Source organism: Paenibacillus hunanensis (assembly GCF_014645615.1).
Taxonomy (GTDB): Bacteria; Bacillota; Bacilli; order Paenibacillales; family Paenibacillaceae; genus Saccharibacillus; species Saccharibacillus hunanensis.
In genome coordinates this window covers 187252-204003 of the sequence record NZ_BMMB01000007.1, presented here as the reverse complement: position 1 = coordinate 204003, position 16752 = coordinate 187252, and the positions used below count along the sequence as shown (strand labels likewise).

The window sequence follows — 16752 nt, the reverse complement described above, 5'->3', positions numbered from 1 at the left end:
AAATAACAAAGATTCGGGTTCTTCCCTGTGCACAAGCACTTCTGTTCCTTATCGTAACGGATTCCGTCTGAAAGAGCAATATTCTTTTGACGATTACCATACAATCGTTCTACATGCTTGCTGTGCTTTTTATACCATACCTATCAGACAATTACTTGCCCTATTTAAAATAGTGTCGGTTGTTCCAGCAGCAGGTTGCCAAGGAAGCTTCTACGATGCAATGGTGTCACACCCAGCTCCAGAATGCGCTCACGATGTAGCTTGGTTGCGTAGCCCTTATGTCCAGCAATGCCATAGCCTGGATACTGCTGCTCCCATTCACCCTCGCACAGACGGTCACGCGTGACCTTGGCGATGATCGACGCAGCCGCAATGCTATGACTGTTCGCATCACCTTTAATAATGCTTTGCTGTGGCTGGGGCATATCAACCGTCTCTGCATCGACCAGAATGTAATCGGGCACAACGCTTAGCTGCTCCAACGCTTGCTTCATCGCTCGCAGTGCAGCCTGACGAATATTGATCTCATCGATCACCTCAGCAGGAACATAGCCTACACCGACAGCGAGTGCCTGCTCCATAATTTCGGTGTACAGACGCTCACGCTTTTTATCAGTCAGCTTTTTGGAGTCGGTCACACCTTCGATGATTACGCCCTGCGGCATAATGACCGCAGCTGCGATCACATCGCCGAACAGGCAACCACGACCGACCTCATCCACACCTGCAATATACTGATATCCTGCTTCCCAGCATGCACGCTCATAATTTAGCAAGTCAGACATCGTATCTCCTCCCATCCTCTAATCGATTCAGGGTCTTTCCATAGAGATTCGACCCAGCTTGCCTGCACGAAGCTCACGCAGGATCACCTTGGAAGCCTTCTCCAGATCAACACGGCCTCCGCTCATCAGACAACCACGTTTGCGACCAATCGCTTCCATGATCTCCACGACATCGTTCGGATTATCCATATCCTGTGGCGGCTCATCCAGTTCAAAGCGCTCTGCCAGTCGATCCCAATAATGCTCGCAAATGTACTTCGTACCAAAGTACGCTACATCCTCAACATTCAGAATCTCCTCGCGAATCGCACCGGTTACCGCCAGACGATAACCAACGCCTTGATCCTCAAATTTAGGCCACAAAATACCTGGTGTATCCAGCAGTTCCATCTCTGTACCGACCTTGATCCACTGCTGTCCCTTTGTTACACCGGGACGATCACCTGTTGCAGCGATGCTTTTACCTGCAAGACGGTTCGTCAGTGTCGATTTACCAACGTTCGGAATACCAACGATCAGTGCACGGATTGCACGCTGGTTCATCCCCTTCGCAGCACGCTTATCGCGTTGCTCCTTTAACAGCACCTTAGCACGCTCTGGAATTTCGCGTGTCCCCTGTCCGCTGGCTGCGTCCAGTGTGAGCACCTCATGTCCTTGGTCTTTAAAATATTGTACCCAGGCATCCGTAATTACCGGATCAGCCAGATCAGCTTTATTCAAAATGATCAATCGCGGTTTATTTTGCAAAATCTCATCAATCATCGGATTACGGCTTGATAACGGCAAGCGCGCATCCAGCAACTCGACTACCATATCGATCAGCTTGAGCTTTGCCTCGATCTGGCGTCTTGCTCTGGTCATATGCCCGGGAAACCATTGAATGGTCATAGGTTTTCCCCCTTACTTCCTAAATAATAATGGCTAGAGTCTATCAATAATGATTGATCCACTCTGCTTTGTTCAATGGCCAGAAGATCACATCGGCCCGTCCAATAATATCGCCAAGCGGTACATAACCGATCATACGGCTATCCTGACTGTTGGAACGATTATCTCCCATTACGAATACATAGCCCTGTGGAACTTTACCATCTGGAATCTGTTCCGTTGGGAAATTGTTAATATTGTAATTACTACCCTGTGCATGTGCATGATCGATAGCGGCTTGAATGTAAGGCTCACTAATCGCCTTACCATTTACCGTTACGGTATCGCCATCTACCTTTACCGTATCGCCACCAACCGCAATAATACGTTTGATGAAGTCACGATTTTGTGAAGGGACTTTCAGCACGACTACCTCGCCCGGGTGTGGATCACGAATATCGTACAAAATTTTGTTTACGATAACACGCTCACCGGTATAGAAGTTTGGCTGCATGGAAGGACCATCCACGATAAATGGCTCAAACAAGAAGCCACGAATGATGATCACAAGCACAAGAGCGACGACAATCGCTTTGATCCACTCTTTTGCTTCACTTTTTTTCTTTTTAGGAGGGTTTTGCTCTGATTCAGGCGTTTCGCTTACTACAGGCTCCTGTACGGCTGTAGCCTCAGCTGCGTCTGCCCGATTCTGATTTTGTTTATCTTGCTCCATCGCAATGCCTTCTTTCCTGGTTGAATTGGCGCTTTGTATATGTACCGGTGGTATGATTCATCCGGAAACAATCCAGTGTCAATGTACCCAAGTACCTATACGATTCCTTAATCTATTTTACACACAATTTTGGAAAAACCAAATTTTGAAGGATTAACCTTGTCAAGCACCGCTCCCATTATAGCATGACAATGTGTACATAAAGAGGGTACAAAAAAATCCGTCTTCAGTTGTAGCGTCATTTTGCCACAGAAATAAACCAATGCTCCATTACATTATGCAGTACAGGAAGCTGCTTATTCATTCAGCTCCAAAGCTAATGACTGCCAGGTTGGTTTCTCTGGAAAAATGCCGTGTCTGTATAACTGTACGGCGGAATAACCATTTTCCTATGCAATTAAAAGGTTTTGAAAATAAAGAAAAGGGCTTGTATGACAAGCCCTTCTCAACCGCAGCTCCCAAAGGATTAACGGCGCAATTCTTTAATTCTCGCTGCTTTACCGCGAAGTTCACGAAGATAGTACAGCTTCGCACGACGCACTTTACCACGGCGAGCCACTTCGAGTTTATCAATCTTAGGGGAGTGTACTGGGAAAGTTCTTTCCACACCTACACCGTAAGAGATTTTACGAACTGTAAAAGTCTCACTAATGCCTCCACCTTGACGTTTGATTACAACACCTTCGAACAACTGAACGCGCTCACGAGTTCCCTCAATAACCTTAACGTGCACTTTCAAAGTGTCACCGGCACGGAAATTTGGAACATCTTTACGCAGTTGATCTTGAGTAATCGCCTGAATGATATTCATCTATGACTCCCTCCTTCCGCACAGATGTTCTTGCGTCTCAGGAAGACCTATTGTCTTCTCATCATTGATCGCAGAGGACCATCGTATTCACACAACATTTGAATTTTAACATATTTACAGGGTGGATGACAATACTTTTTTTGAACGATATTCAGCTTTATTTTACACTCAGCCAAAACGCTCCTGTATCAGCATTTTTTTGAGATCATTCAACCGTTGAATCTCGTCGCTATAGCGATTATAACCGACCCGATCGGACTCCTGCACATTCAGGCGAGCACTTTTTTTGGTGTTCTCCATCTGCTCCAGCAGCTTAATGACCGTGTTGCGACCTGCATAATCAGCAATAAAGTACTTTCTACGTTCATCGGCATGAATATATAGCAAATATTTAAACTCCGGTAGTAGCTGTCCGATAATCTTATCTGCGTCCTGATCGTCAAAAGGCTGATTCAATATAGACGCATAGCCCTGGCTACGCAGATCACTGCCAAGCTGCTGTACCCAACCTGTGGGCTGACCGGTTACTTCATTCGAATTCGACATGTTCCAGACTCCTATCTTATTACCCTGCAAGTAGGGTCGCGGCGTTCATTTCAGCATAAACTGCTGCAAAAAAAGCATGGTAGATATGCATTTTATTTATGATACAGAACGGATATCGATATCGTATGCTTGAGCTTTTATCGACAAAAATAAATCATGGCCTGCAAAAACATAACCGAGTATATAATCATCTTCATCCACTTCCCGATAAACACAGGGCGGATCACCAGCAGCATTCGTATAGGAAGCTAGCCCAGATTCTCTATCGGTGCAATACAAGGAATCAAAACTCGAAAAGCTGAACTCTGCGATACGATAACCCAGATGATTATAGTGCTCATCAGGAATTTGCTGTTCATTCTGAAGATTATACACAGACAGCCATTTACCGATATCCGCATAGCGAATCTCCTGTCCCAAAAATATCATAAACGATACCTTTAATCCGTATTCATCGTAGCTAAATAACGGATCACTACAACTTTCCATTCGCCATGAAAAGTCAATCTTTTGCAGCATGTTCATCACTACACCTGCCTCGTTACCCGTCACATCTTTACCTAAAGTTCGTTATTCCGATGCCTCTGAGCGTTTATCCTGTAGTACAAGCCAGCGACGCTCTGCTTCCGACAGATCAGCGTGTTCCAGCAGATCCGGGCGACGCTGTAGAGTACGCAGTAGCGACTGCTCACGGCGCCATTTCTCCACGTTGCCATGATGACCGGACAGCAATACATCTGGCACCTTCAGTCCACGAAATTCAGCTGGACGCGTATAATGCGGATATTCCAGCAAGCCTGTACTGAACGAATCGGTCACCGCACTCATTTCGTTACCTAGCACACCCGGCAGAAGACGCACCACACTATCCACTATCGTCATCGCAGGTAGCTCTCCACCGGTGAGCACATAATCTCCAATCGATAACTCGTCTGTCACCAGATGCTCGCGAATACGCTCATCATAGCCCTCATAATGACCACAGATGAAAATAAGATGCTGTTCCTGTGACAGCTCCTCTGCCTTCTTCTGTGTAAACGTCTCGCCCTGTGGACACATTAAAATAATACGTGGCTTTGCAGCCTGATCGGGTACAAGATCCTCTACAGCTGCAAAGATTGGGTCTGGCTTCAATACCATTCCCCCACCGCCGCCATAAGGCGTATCATCTACGGTTCCATGCTTGCTGGTCGAATAGTTGCGAAAATTGACCGCATTCAGCTCCACAATGCCTTTTGCTGCCGCTTTACCGAGAATACTGGAGCCGAATACACCCGTAAACATTTCCGGAAAAAGGGTCAATACATCGATCTTCATCATTCCAGTAGACCTTCCATAATCTGAACGATGATCTTCTTGTCATCGATATTGATCTCCTGTACCACATCATGAATGTACGGAATTAAAATATCCTTACCTTGGGCAGGCTTCACAACCCATACATCATTCGCACCGGGTGTCAGAATTTCCTTGATCACACCAAGCGACTTGCCTTCATCCGTAATGACTTCGCAGCCGATAATCTCATGGAAATAGTACTCGTCCTCTTCCAGCTCGACCGCTTCGTCTTTGGATACACGCAGCTCCCAGCCCTTGTATTTCTCGACTTCATTAATGTTGCCAAAGCCTTTAAAGCGCACGACATACATATTTTTTTGCAGGCGTGAGGTCTGGATTTCGACTTCCTGTGAAGTACCTGTTTCTTCATTTAGCATCATCAGCTTGTTACCAGGCGCAAAGCGTACCTCTGGAAAATCAGTGTTCGGATATATTCTTAATTCACCGCGAATACCGTGTGTATTGACGATTTTACCAACATTCAGCCATTGTTTTGACATGTAGCTCTCCTTTGTATCCTTGTAATCTATCATTAGTATAACGGTACTCTATCATCATGTGACTACAAAAAATGTACGAAAAAAGGCTAGGAGTAACCCTAGCCCTTTTTCGTACATTTTTAAGACATGATATCAACCGTAACCCGTTTATGTGTTTTGACGGCTGCGGAGGTCACTACTGTGCGGAGTGCCTTAGCGATACGTCCCTGCTTGCCGATCACTTTGCCGGCATCGTCCGGATGGACGCTCAGTTCGTATACGATCAGGTTCTCCTTTTCCACCACATTTACCGACACATCTTCCGGATGATCCACCAGAGCTTTAGCAATAACGATTACTAATTGTTCCATCGTTTCATCCTCCGGAATAGGCAATATTTTGCGAAGCAAAATCAGTTGTGTCAAGCAGGCTGCAATGTGACAGCCTGATGCGTCGCTGTCGCCGATTTGCTCGCAAAAACGCAGTTCTGTATATACAAAACCGCGTTTCGACCAGCCAATTCAGCGTTAACCAGCGAACGCCTTACAGGGCCAAGCTTGTCAGCAATTATTTTTGCTGTTTCAGCTCATGGAATTTTTTCATAACGCCCGCTTTGCTAAGCAAGTTGCGAACAGTATCAGAAGCTTGCGCTCCATCTTGAAGCCATTTCAGAGCTTTTTCTTCATCAATTTTAGTTACAGATGGTTCTGCAACTGGGTTGTAAGTACCGATTTCTTCGATAAAACGTCCATCACGAGGAGAACGGGAATCGGAAACAACGATACGGTAGAAAGGCGCTTTGTGGGCACCCATACGTTTCAGACGAATGCGTACTGCCAAGAGAATTCACCTCCTTAAACTAATTCATTATCATATCAAACGCTTCATAAAGAAGACGCAGGATTCATTGCCTTCACAGCTGCAATTCGGAACTCAACGGAACGGGAACTTGAAGCCGCCGCCACCCTTGGTCATCTTTTGCATCTGCTTCATCATCTTGCCTTTGCCGCCCTTCATCGCTTTCGGGTCCATCATATCCGAAAATTGCTTCATCATACGGCGCATCTCATCAAATTGCTTGATCAGACGATTGACCTCAGCAACCGAGGTTCCGCTTCCGGCAGCAATACGTTTACGGCGACTGTGGTTGATCACTTCAGGCTGCTGCTTTTCTTGAACCGTCATCGAGTGCACGATCGCTTCAATGCGGCCTACCTGCTTGTCATCCACCTGCAAGTTTTGTGTTTGTTTCATTTTGCCCATGCCGGGTAGCATGTCCATAATTTGATCCAGTGGACCAAGCTTTTTGACCTGCTCCATCTGCTCCAGGAAATCCTCAAAGGTAAATTCAGCGTTGCGCATTTTGCGCTCCATCTCTTTTGCCTTTGATTCATCAATGTTCAATTGCGCCTTCTCGATCAGGGACAGCATGTCACCCATACCGAGGATACGGGAAGCCATACGTTCCGGATGGAACACTTCCAGCGCATCAAGCTTCTCGCCCAACGTCGCAAACTTGATTGGGCAGCCGGTTACTGCTTTGACGGACAGCGCCGCACCACCGCGGGTATCGCCATCCAACTTCGTCAGTACAACACCGGTCAGTGCAAGCTGATTATTGAAGTTCTCTGCGACGTTAACAGCATCTTGACCTGTCATCGCATCGACAACGAGCAATACTTCATCCGGATTCGTCAGCTCGTGAATCTGGCGAAGCTCGTCCATCAGCTCTTCATCGATATGAAGGCGTCCAGCGGTATCAATAATGACATAGTCATTGTTGTTGGCCTTTGCTTCTGCCATCGCCTGACGAGCAATTTCAACCGGGCTTGTCTGATCTCCCATAGAGAAGACAGGAACTTTAATCTGCTCACCCAGAACTTGCAGCTGCTTGATCGCAGCCGGACGATAAATATCGCCTGCTACAAGCAATGGACGATGGTTTTGCTTTTGCAGCATTCGCGCCAGCTTACCAGAGGTGGTTGTTTTACCTGCACCTTGCAGACCGACCATCATGATCACGGTAGGCGGCTTCGTCGCTTTGGCGAGCTTCGCCTGTGTACCACCCATTAGCTCAGTCAGTTCTTTATTAACGATGTCGATAATGACCATACCAGGTGTGAAGCTCTCCATCACTTCTTGACCGATCGCTTTTTCCTTCACCTTGCTGATGAATTCCTTAACGACCTTGAAGTTAACGTCTGCTTCCAGCAACGCAAGTCGTACCTCGCGCATCGCTTCGCCTACATCCTCTTCGGATACTTTGCCTTTACCGCGTAGCTTGCTGAATACGTTCTGCAGTCGTGTTGTTAATCCTTCAAATGCCATCGCTGTCTTCACCTCGCTTCCTGCTTTGATCCTGTATGCCTGAATGCTTCAGATGCATCATTTCATTCTATATTTATTCATCATACCGCTTCTTCATCTAAAAGGACGGTATCTGTATAGTATACCTTATTTGGTGTTACAGTTCTATTTTGAAATGGAGCTTCACATCGTAATGTCTCAGTCCATTCGGTCGATCGCTTCAAGCTGCTCAATGACATTCATTACAGCGCCTGCCTGCTTATCGTTCAGATCACTCTCTTGCAGCTGCTGCTTGAGCTTATCCAGCTCACGCGAGCGACGATAATGCTTGTCCATCAGTCCAAGCTTCTCCTCGTACATCTCCAGCACCTGTTCGGCACGCTTAATGTGCTCATACACCGCCTGGCGACTAATACTAAATTCAGCAGCAATCTCACCCAGTGAGTAGTCATCGTGGAAATAATATTTAAGGAACATTTGCTGTTTATCTGTCAGCAACGGTTCGTAAAAATCAAACAATAAATTGATTCGAGTCGTTTTCTCGAGTCGATTCTCCTGACTCATACGGGGCACTCCCTCCGTCAAGGAAAAACACTTTACAGTCATGTTCAACGTTTTATATCATATCCAAATCTACAGGGGATGTCAAGTGTTTTTCCTTAACATCTTTTGAAGGAGAATGATAGTGAATTGCTATCGTTGCAACATGAGCGTTTATCGGACGTTTATTGACCCTAAAGCATCATTTTTGCTCATAAAAAAGCCACCCTGCAACGAGCAGGAATACACTCCTGTGCTCGCTCGGATGGCTTGCTTTCATTTAACGCCACGGCAGCAAATAGAACAATACAGCGAAGAAGTGCAATACGCTACCGACAAGTACGAATAAGTGCCATACAGCATGATGGAAAGGGAAGCCTCTCCATACATAGAACACCGTGCCCAGTGTGTACATAAGACCGCCTGCCACGAGCAGGACGATTCCTCCTGTCGCTATCGCGGCAGTGAGCGGTGCCCAGGCAAGCACGATCAGCCAGCCCATCAGCAGGTAGAACAGGGTAGACATAAACAGGAAGCGCTTGGCAAAAAATGCTTTGAATGCACAACCGAGTATGGCTATGCCCCATACGGTGCCGAAGATCGACCAGCCGAGTGGGCCTTTAACGGCTAATAACATAAATGGAGTGTACGTACCTGCGATAAACAGGTAGATCGCCGAGTGGTCAAAAATTTCGAATAAATCCTTTACTTTTCCATCGCGGAAGCTGTGTACCAGGGTAGAACAGCTATACAGTAGTAGCATGGTCACTCCATATACGGTAAAGCTGACGATATGCCATGGTGTGCCTTTCAAGCTTGCGAATACAATTAAAATAACTAGCGCTGCTGCACTTAGCGCTGCTCCGATGCCGTGTGTGATGGCGTTAGCCACTTCTTCACGGCGTGTGTACGTATACGTATCGGCCATGATTCACTTCCTCTCTTTATCCTGTCCGTTGTCTGTCTCTGTGTTATTCGGTTCATCCAGCGTGGTGATAAGGCATGACCGGTTTCGATTACATGATCATCGCAGTCACATCAAAGCTAAGTCTGTCATTTTTGTAATGGTCAACTGCATTGTCCTTATAGCTACGATTGTATGTAGCACTGTATCTATTGTAACTCTTTAAGCGGCTGTATTTCCACAATACGTGAAAATAACGTTGAAATGAAAAAGCAACCGACCAGGTAAATGTCACTATTTCGGCATTTACGCGGACGGTTGCTATGTGTAGTATCTGTTGCTATTTGTACTATCTATGGATGCGATTACGCGCATACAAATGGATTCGGTGCGGGGTATCAGGCTATCCTGGCTGTAAAGCGATCACAAGCAAGCTGAAAAAAGGGATTCCTACCTTCCACTACGCTCTTATACTTACGGGCGCCTTGCTATGATGGCCTTCATTGGTGCTTATGCCGATTGCCCATTATTCGGACTTGCTTACGTTACGCTTGCTCTTCTTCCTGTTCTACTTCTTCCTGAATCAGTCCAGCAAATAACGCATGCACAAACTGCTCGCTATCAAATGGCTGTAGATCGCCGATCTTTTCGCCCAGACCGACAAATTTGACCGGAAGATTCAGTTCCTGACGAATCGCAACCACGATACCGCCTTTGGCTGTGCCATCGAGCTTGGTCAATACAAGACCGGTCACGCCACTCTTCTCGCCAAATAGCTTTGCCTGACTGAGCGCATTTTGTCCGGTCGTTGCATCCAGCACCATCAGCACTTCATGCGGTGCATCTGGAATTTCGCGCTGAATAACACGGAAAATTTTGTTCAGCTCTTCCATCAGATTCGTTTTGTTTTGCAGTCGACCTGCGGTATCGCATAACAATACATCCACATTACGCTGCTTGGCTGCACGTACAGCATCATACATCACTGCTGCTGGATCAGAGCCTGCTTGCTGCTTGATCACTTCGACACCTGCACGCTGTCCCCATACCTCAAGCTGTTCAATCGCTCCGGCACGGAATGTATCGCCTGCTGCCAGCATAACCTTTTTACCTTCCTGCTGGAAGCGGTGAGCCATTTTACCGATTGTCGTTGTTTTACCTACACCGTTAACGCCGACAAACAGAATGACCGTGATGCCATCTGGATTCATATTCAGACCCGGATTCTCATCACCACGCAACAATTCGGTCAGCTTCTCCGACAGGACAGGCTGTAGGTCTGCTGCATCCTCGATCCGTCTTTTCTTCACTTCGTCGCGAAGCTCATCGATCAGCTCCATTACGGTATTCACGCCCACATCGGCGCCAATCAGAATTTCTTCCAGCTCTTCGTAAAATTCTTCATCGATCTTCTTACGGCGAATGACCAGATCGGTTACTGCTCCAACCAGGCCTTTACGTGTTTTTTCCAGACCATCGCGGAACTGCTGGGTTACGGCTTCAGTTTTCTGGGAAATGCTTTCCCGCAGTTTTTTGAAAAAGCTCATGAGATTCCTCCGTCAACATCATAGTTATGATTCAGATATTTATTTTGAGAAAAACAAAGCTGATGAAGATTCTGATCATCACATTTATCACACAAGACCGATCAGGACTGCCAAACATTGCTACCACAATTTATATAGATGTGAACGCATCCTATCTAAGCGTATCATTCCCATAAAGTTCAACCGGTATCAAGCAATCTCAACCTCGTCCACATCATCCAGACGAACAGATACCAGCTTGGATACGCCGCCTTCCTCCATCGTCACACCGTATAACACGTCCGCTTCCTCCATTGTACCTTTGCGGTGCGTCACGACAATAAATTGCGTCTGTCCAGCAAATTCACGCAAATACTGCGCAAACCGCGTAACGTTAGCTTCATCCAGTGCCGCTTCCACCTCATCCAGCACGCAGAATGGAACAGGCTTGACCTGCAAAATAGCAAACAGTAGCGCCATCGCAGTCAATGCACGCTCGCCACCGGAAAGCAGCTGTAGATTTTGCAGCTTTTTCCCTGGCGGCTGTGCGACGATATCGATCCCTGTTTCCAGCAATCGCTCCGGATCTGCCAAAATCAAATCTGCACGTCCACCGCCAAACAACTTCGTAAACACCGTACCAAACTGACCTCGAATCGCATCAAATGTATGCTTGAAGCGTTTGGACATTTCATCGTCCATTTCCTTGATCACCTGATACAGGGCGGTCTTCGCTTCGATGAGATCATTTTGCTGCACGGTCAGGAACTCATAGCGTTCATTCACGCGCTGATATTCCTCAATCGCACCCAGATTGACGTCACCCAGCTCCACAATTTGACGCTTCAAGCCGCGTACCTCTTCACCCGTGGCAGCAACGTCCTCCGGTAAGCCATAGCGCTGCTTCGCCTGTTCATAGGTCAGCTCGTATTCCTCCTGAAGCTTCGCCAGAATATTTTCCAGCTCTACATCCAGACGATTGACCTGAATCTCGGTTTTGCGCATCTCGTCCTCGACTGCCTTGAGCTCGCTCCGCTGCTCGCGTGTCTTGTTTTCTTCCTGCTCCAGCTTTTGCTGTAACGCGAGACGCTTCGCACGCGCTTGCTCCAGCTCGGTGCCGGTTTCGGTACGCTGACGGCGCAGACGCTCTAATTGCTCCTGCTGGCGCTGCTGATCCGTAGTATTCTTTTGCAAATCCCGTTCCAGTGTAGCCAGCTGAGCACGGTTACTTTCCAGCTCCTGTCCATAATCCTGCGATTCCTCGCGGGTACGAGACATTTGCTCCTCCAATGAGAAGATTTCCTGTGCCAGCTTGCCTTCACGGATTTTCAGATCGGTCACTTGCTCCTGTAATTGCTCTTTGACCGATTCATTGGATTTACGCTTTTGTTCAGCTGATTGAATATCGTTTTGCAGCTTTTGCTCCTGCTTTTGCAGCTCGGCTAGCTTTTGCTCGGCTTCCTTGCGCTTTTTAGCAATCGCATCCAGCTCCGAGGTGTATGCGGTCTTCTCCTGACCATACAGCTCGTACTGCTCATTCACATGACGGAATTCATGCTCCAGCTGCTTGAGCTCTCCAGCAGTCTGTTGCTCCTCGCCACGCTTACGGTCGCCATCGGCACGCAGACGATCCAGCTTACTTTCTGTCGCTTCCAGTCGCTCTCGTACACTTTCCTGCTCACTGCGTATACGCTTGATCTCCTGTTCGCTCTCCGCAATCTGTTCGCCAAGCTGATCAAGCTGACGTTTCCGCCCTAACAGATTGGTATTCTTTTTAAACTGACTACCACCTGTCATCGAACCACCCGCATTGACCACATCGCCTTCCAGCGTTACGACGCGGTAGCGATAACCAAGCTTGGCTGCGATTCGGTTCGCCTGCTCCAGCGTCTCAGCGATTACAACGCTTCCGATCAAGCTTCCGATAATCGAAGCATAACGCTCGTCATACTCAACCAGCTCTGCACCGATACCGACAAAGCCCTCCGCACCTTCTGCCAGACGCTTATCATTATCTCCAATACGACGTGGACGAATAACGTCCAGCGGTAAAAACGTAGCTCGTCCTAATTGACGCTGCTTCAGAAAAGCAATCGCTCGACGAGACACATCCTCATTTTCCATAACGATATGCTGTACCGATGCACCCAGTGCGGTTTCCATCGCTTGCTCCAAATATTCAGGCACGCGTACCAGTTCGGCAACTGCTCCATGTACACCGGTCAGTGTATTATTACGGGAAGCTTTAAGCACTTCCTTAACACCGAGCATAAAGCCTTCAAAATCTTCCTGCATCTCCTGCATCGTATCCCGGCGTGAAATGAGTGCCTCGCGGCGCTGTTCCCACTGGCGAATCGATGCTTGCAGCTGCTCGGCGGATTTTTGCAGACTATGAAGCTGTTCGCTCTGCTTAATGTAATCGGTACGTACACCCGCAATATCTTTGGCAAACTTCTCTAGCTGCGCCGTTAGTGTCGCCTTACTCTGCTCCAGACGCTGCTTCTCCTCACGCCATTTGCCTGATTCGCTCTCAGCGCGTGCCATACGGCGCTGTGTGGATTCGGTTTCCTGATCAGCATACCGAATCTCGTTACGAAGCTGTGCCATATCGTTCATCAGCTGTAGTAGATCGCCCTTCAGGCTTTCTTCCTGCTGCTGACTGATCCCACCATTAATTTCGTTTAAACGAGCTTCTTCTGCATTCAGTGTGCTACGTAGCTGCTCCAGCTGTCCATTCAGCTCAGTCAGCTTGCTTTGAAGCTGCTCGGTTTCACCCGTACGTTGACTGGTACGCTCTTCGCTTCGCTCCAGTGCGACACCAAGTTGCTTGCGATTTTGCTCCAGATTGTGGCGACGTTCCTTGAGAAGCTCAACCTGACCTTCTGCCTTCTCTGCTTGCTCGCTGTATTGCAGCAGTAGCTCTTGCAGGCGCTCGACCGTTTGCTCGGCTTCACGAAGAGCTGTACGCTCATCCTCCAGCTTGGCATCATGTCCAGCAACGACGCTCGCGAGTGCTTCCTGCGTTTTTTTATACCGTTCCAGCTGCTCACCAGCAGTCGTCCATGTGCTATGAATACGCTCAATATCATGCACATACATCCCGATTTCCTTGTGCTTGAGCTGTTCCTTGAGCTGCTTAAAATGAATAGCCTTTTCCGACTGCTCACGTAGCGGCCCAATCTGATCTTCCAGCTCATGCACCAGATCGTGAATACGTAGCAGATTCTGCTCGGTATCATCGAGCTTGCGCACAGCGTCTTTTTTACGTGATTTATATTTGACAATACCGGAAGCTTCCTCGAAGATTCCACGCCGATCCTCAGAACGCGTGCTCAAAATCTCCTCGATTCGACCCTGCCCGATAATCGAGTACGCTTCTTTACCGATCCCTGTATCCATGAACAGCTCGGTAATATCCTTGAGCCGACAGGACTGACGATTAATCAGATATTCACTATCCCCACTGCGATGCACACGACGTGTAATCGTCACTTCGTTATAATCGAGCGGCAATGCCTGATCCTCGTTATCCAGTGTTAGCGATACTTCGGAATAGCTGACCGGCTTACGCGAATCGCTTCCGGCAAAAATAATATCTTCCATCTTGCCGCCGCGTAGCGACTTGGCAGACTGTTCACCGAGTACCCAGCGGATTCCATCGGAAATGTTACTTTTGCCACTGCCGTTAGGTCCAACGACGGCGGTAATACCCTGGACAAACTCCATTTCTGTTTTGTCGGCAAATGATTTGAAGCCCGATAATTCAATTCTTTTCAGGAACATAATGTATTGTTCACCTCTACTGCTATTGTAGCATAATTGCGTGCCTTGCCATCAATGGAAAAAGAGCAAAAAGCGGTCGTGCCTCTTGTACGCTTGCAAGGGGGCAATGACTGCTCTTTGCTCTTTGTTTGTCCTGTAATCGCCAGAAAAGAGAGAGATGTTATTTCAGCTTCAACTGGTTCAGGGCTGCCGCAGCCGCACGCTGCTCCGCTTCCTTTTTGGAACGGCCTGATCCCTGGCCAAGGCTTTCATCCCCCATATAGACTTCCGAGACAAACTCCCGCTCATGGGCAGGACCTTTTTCCTCAATGATGCGGTATTCCAGTACACCCATATTGTGATGCTGGGTAAACTCCTGTAGCTCCGTTTTGAAATCCATCATCTGAAGCTGTCCGCCAGGTGAAAGACTGGAGAACACATGCTTTTCCAGGAAGACTTTCACTGCATCCAGACCTTGATCCAGATACAGGGCTCCGATAAACGATTCAAATACGTCTGCCAGCAGAGCAGGGCGCTGCCGTCCTCCGGTCAGCTCCTCCCCTTTACCAAGCAACACATAACGTCCGAAATCGAGCACCTCCGCAAACTTGACCAGCGAAGGCTCACAGACGATCGCTGCACGCAGCTTCGTCAGCTCGCCTTCGGGGCGGTCGGGATACTCATTATACAGATACTCCGACACCGTCAGTTCCAGTACCGCATCGCCAAGAAACTCCAGTCGCTCGTTATCCTGATGCTGACTGAACCGATGTTCATTCACATACGAGGCATGCGTAAACGCCTGCTTGAGCAACTGACGATTGTGGAACTGGATTTGAATTTGTTGCTGTAGCTGTTTCACATCTCCGTTCAAGAAACTGACCCCTTACGCTTCGAATTTCTTCAGGACGATCGAGGCATTATGTCCCCCGAATCCAAAAGAGTTGGACATTACGATGTTCAAATCGGCTTTGCGTGCCACATTCGGAACATAATCCAGATCGCATTCCGGGTCCTGGTCATGCAGGTTGATCGTTGGTGCGATGATCTGATGCTGTAAGGACAGCGCACAGATTACCGCTTCGACACCACCAGCAGCACCAAGCAAGTGTCCGGTCATCGATTTAGTGGAGCTAACCGCAATACGGCTCGCATGATCGCCAAGCGCCATTTTGATCGCTTTCGTTTCCGATTTGTCACCTACTGGAGTAGATGTACCGTGTGCATTAATATACTGTACGTCTTCTGGCTGAATACCAGCTGTACGCATCGCCATCTTCATGCAGCGTGCGGGTCCATCTGGATTCGGCTCTGTCATATGGAATGCATCTGCACTCAGTCCATAGCCGATTACCTCAGCATAGATATGTGCACCGCGCTTCTGTGCATGCTCCAGCGATTCAAGAATCAGAATACCCGATCCTTCTGCCATTACAAAGCCATCGCGACCTGTATCAAATGGACGGCTTGCTGTAGTTGGATCATCATTACGTGTAGACATCGCACGCATCGAGCAGAAGCCGGCAAGTCCAGTTGGACGAATCGTTGCTTCCGCGCCGCCTGTGATCATCACATCAGCTTCGCCAGATTGAATAAATTTGAATGCATCGCCAATCGCGTGGCTACCGCTCGCACAAGCCGTTACCGGCGCTACGTTCGGGCCTTTCGCTCCATGAATGATCGATACCTGACCGGAAGCCATGTTTGCAATCATCATCGGAATGAAGAAAGGACTTACGCGTTTTGGACCTTTTTCAAGCAAAATGCTGTGCTGATCCTCGAAGGTACCCAGCCCGCCGATGCCGGAGCCAATAATGACACCCACACGTTCGGGATCGGTATCCTCGCTAACGTTCAGCTTACTATCCTTCAGCGCTTCTGCTGTTGCAGCAACGGCGAACTGAACAAAGCGATCCAGCTTACGTGCTTCTTTACGCTCCAGATAGTCCTCTGGATTAAAATCATGCACCTGACCCGCAATGCGTGTCGTATAGGCACTCACATCAAATCCCTCAATCGGGGTAATTCCGGATTTACCTGCCATCAGGTTATTCCAGAATGTATCTTTATCCTTACCAAGAGCCGTAGTGACTCCAAGACCTGTAATTACCACTCTATGTTTCAAACACATTCACCTCATATCGACTGCATGTG

At 47.9% G+C, this 16752-nt stretch carries 17 protein-coding genes; all 17 read right to left on the bottom strand.

Features of this window, described 5'->3' with window-relative positions:
• Positions 1-164 precede the first annotated feature (164 nt).
• The 17 genes from rnhB to fabF all read right to left on the bottom strand — a co-directional run bounded on the left by rnhB (position 165) and on the right by fabF (position 16723).
• The gene (rnhB, locus tag IEX62_RS16425; RefSeq protein WP_188776621.1) at positions 165-785 is read right to left on the bottom strand and encodes a ribonuclease HII; all 621 of its coding nucleotides are present in this window, start codon (positions 783-785) and stop codon (positions 165-167) included.
• A 27-nt stretch (positions 786-812) separates the two neighbouring features.
• Positions 813-1673 carry a ribosome biogenesis GTPase YlqF gene (ylqF, locus tag IEX62_RS16420; protein ID WP_188776620.1) on the bottom strand — a complete coding sequence of 287 codons (861 nt, stop codon included), beginning with the start codon at positions 1671-1673 and terminating at the stop codon, positions 813-815.
• A gap of 43 nt (positions 1674-1716) precedes the next feature.
• Positions 1717-2385, bottom strand: a complete 669-nt coding sequence (gene lepB, locus IEX62_RS16415) for a signal peptidase I (protein ID WP_188776619.1) — start codon at positions 2383-2385, stop codon at positions 1717-1719.
• 466 nt (positions 2386-2851) lie between these two features.
• Positions 2852-3196, bottom strand: a complete 345-nt coding sequence (gene rplS, locus IEX62_RS16410) for a 50S ribosomal protein L19 (RefSeq protein WP_188776618.1) — start codon at positions 3194-3196, stop codon at positions 2852-2854.
• A 168-nt stretch (positions 3197-3364) separates the two neighbouring features.
• On the bottom strand, positions 3365-3742 hold the full coding sequence (locus IEX62_RS16405) for a hypothetical protein (protein ID WP_188776617.1): 378 nt from the start codon (positions 3740-3742) through the stop codon (positions 3365-3367).
• Positions 3743-3838: 96 nt separating this feature from the next.
• On the bottom strand, positions 3839-4267 hold the full coding sequence (locus tag IEX62_RS16400) for a hypothetical protein (protein ID WP_188776616.1): 429 nt from the start codon (positions 4265-4267) through the stop codon (positions 3839-3841).
• A gap of 45 nt (positions 4268-4312) precedes the next feature.
• On the bottom strand, positions 4313-5059 hold the full coding sequence (gene trmD / locus IEX62_RS16395; protein ID WP_188776808.1) for a tRNA (guanosine(37)-N1)-methyltransferase TrmD: 747 nt from the start codon (positions 5057-5059) through the stop codon (positions 4313-4315).
• Positions 5059-5580: a ribosome maturation factor RimM gene (rimM, locus tag IEX62_RS16390; protein WP_188776615.1), complete on the bottom strand. Its 522-nt coding sequence runs from the start codon at positions 5578-5580 to the stop codon at positions 5059-5061. Before rimM ends, trmD begins: the two co-directional genes overlap by 1 nt.
• A 119-nt stretch (positions 5581-5699) precedes the next feature.
• Positions 5700-5930, bottom strand: a complete 231-nt coding sequence (locus IEX62_RS16385; RefSeq protein WP_188776614.1) for a KH domain-containing protein — start codon at positions 5928-5930, stop codon at positions 5700-5702.
• A gap of 196 nt (positions 5931-6126) precedes the next feature.
• Positions 6127-6399 carry a 30S ribosomal protein S16 gene (gene rpsP / locus IEX62_RS16380; protein ID WP_188776613.1) on the bottom strand — a complete coding sequence of 91 codons (273 nt, stop codon included), beginning with the start codon at positions 6397-6399 and terminating at the stop codon, positions 6127-6129.
• 93 nt (positions 6400-6492) lie between these two features.
• Positions 6493-7887: a signal recognition particle protein gene (gene ffh / locus IEX62_RS16375; protein WP_188776612.1), complete on the bottom strand. Its 1395-nt coding sequence runs from the start codon at positions 7885-7887 to the stop codon at positions 6493-6495.
• Positions 7888-8064: 177 nt separating this feature from the next.
• Entirely contained in the window at positions 8065-8430 is a 366-nt protein-coding gene (locus IEX62_RS16370; RefSeq protein WP_188776611.1) for a putative DNA-binding protein, read from the bottom strand.
• 256 nt (positions 8431-8686) lie between these two features.
• On the bottom strand, positions 8687-9334 hold the full coding sequence (gene trhA, locus IEX62_RS16365; RefSeq protein ID WP_188776610.1) for a PAQR family membrane homeostasis protein TrhA: 648 nt from the start codon (positions 9332-9334) through the stop codon (positions 8687-8689).
• A gap of 521 nt (positions 9335-9855) precedes the next feature.
• Complete coding sequence (ftsY, locus tag IEX62_RS16360) at positions 9856-10857, bottom strand: signal recognition particle-docking protein FtsY (protein ID WP_188776609.1); 1002 nt, start codon at positions 10855-10857, stop codon at positions 9856-9858.
• Positions 10858-11046: 189 nt separating this feature from the next.
• The gene (gene smc, locus IEX62_RS16355) at positions 11047-14619 is read right to left on the bottom strand and encodes a chromosome segregation protein SMC (RefSeq protein WP_188776608.1); all 3573 of its coding nucleotides are present in this window, start codon (positions 14617-14619) and stop codon (positions 11047-11049) included.
• A gap of 160 nt (positions 14620-14779) precedes the next feature.
• Positions 14780-15472 carry a ribonuclease III gene (gene rnc, locus IEX62_RS16350; protein WP_188776607.1) on the bottom strand — a complete coding sequence of 231 codons (693 nt, stop codon included), beginning with the start codon at positions 15470-15472 and terminating at the stop codon, positions 14780-14782.
• A 12-nt stretch (positions 15473-15484) separates the two neighbouring features.
• Positions 15485-16723, bottom strand: coding sequence for a beta-ketoacyl-ACP synthase II (gene fabF / locus IEX62_RS16345; RefSeq protein WP_188776606.1), 1239 nt, complete (start codon positions 16721-16723; stop codon positions 15485-15487).
• Between the last annotated feature and the right edge of the window lie 29 nt (positions 16724-16752).

What these genes read in the sequence shown, in the direction of transcription:
- IEX62_RS16385 (WP_188776614.1), bottom strand. Translation starts at nt 5,930, where the DNA reads ATGGAACAATTAGTAATCGTTATTGCTAAAGCTCTGGTGGATCATCCG.
- ylqF (WP_188776620.1), bottom strand. Translation starts at nt 1,673, where the DNA reads ATGACCATTCAATGGTTTCCCGGGCATATGACCAGAGCAAGACGCCAG.
- trhA (WP_188776610.1), bottom strand. Translation starts at nt 9,334, where the DNA reads ATGGCCGATACGTATACGTACACACGCCGTGAAGAAGTGGCTAACGCC.
- smc (WP_188776608.1), bottom strand. Translation starts at nt 14,619, where the DNA reads ATGTTCCTGAAAAGAATTGAATTATCGGGCTTCAAATCATTTGCCGAC.
- rnhB (WP_188776621.1), bottom strand. Translation starts at nt 785, where the DNA reads ATGTCTGACTTGCTAAATTATGAGCGTGCATGCTGGGAAGCAGGATAT.
- trmD (WP_188776808.1), bottom strand. Translation starts at nt 5,059, where the DNA reads ATGAAGATCGATGTATTGACCCTTTTTCCGGAAATGTTTACGGGTGTA.
- IEX62_RS16405 (WP_188776617.1), bottom strand. Translation starts at nt 3,742, where the DNA reads ATGTCGAATTCGAATGAAGTAACCGGTCAGCCCACAGGTTGGGTACAG.
- ftsY (WP_188776609.1), bottom strand. Translation starts at nt 10,857, where the DNA reads ATGAGCTTTTTCAAAAAACTGCGGGAAAGCATTTCCCAGAAAACTGAA.
- ffh (WP_188776612.1), bottom strand. Translation starts at nt 7,887, where the DNA reads ATGGCATTTGAAGGATTAACAACACGACTGCAGAACGTATTCAGCAAG.
- IEX62_RS16400 (WP_188776616.1), bottom strand. Translation starts at nt 4,267, where the DNA reads ATGAACATGCTGCAAAAGATTGACTTTTCATGGCGAATGGAAAGTTGT.
- rimM (WP_188776615.1), bottom strand. Translation starts at nt 5,580, where the DNA reads ATGTCAAAACAATGGCTGAATGTTGGTAAAATCGTCAATACACACGGT.
- rplS (WP_188776618.1), bottom strand. Translation starts at nt 3,196, where the DNA reads ATGAATATCATTCAGGCGATTACTCAAGATCAACTGCGTAAAGATGTT.
- IEX62_RS16370 (WP_188776611.1), bottom strand. Translation starts at nt 8,430, where the DNA reads ATGAGTCAGGAGAATCGACTCGAGAAAACGACTCGAATCAATTTATTG.
- lepB (WP_188776619.1), bottom strand. Translation starts at nt 2,385, where the DNA reads ATGGAGCAAGATAAACAAAATCAGAATCGGGCAGACGCAGCTGAGGCT.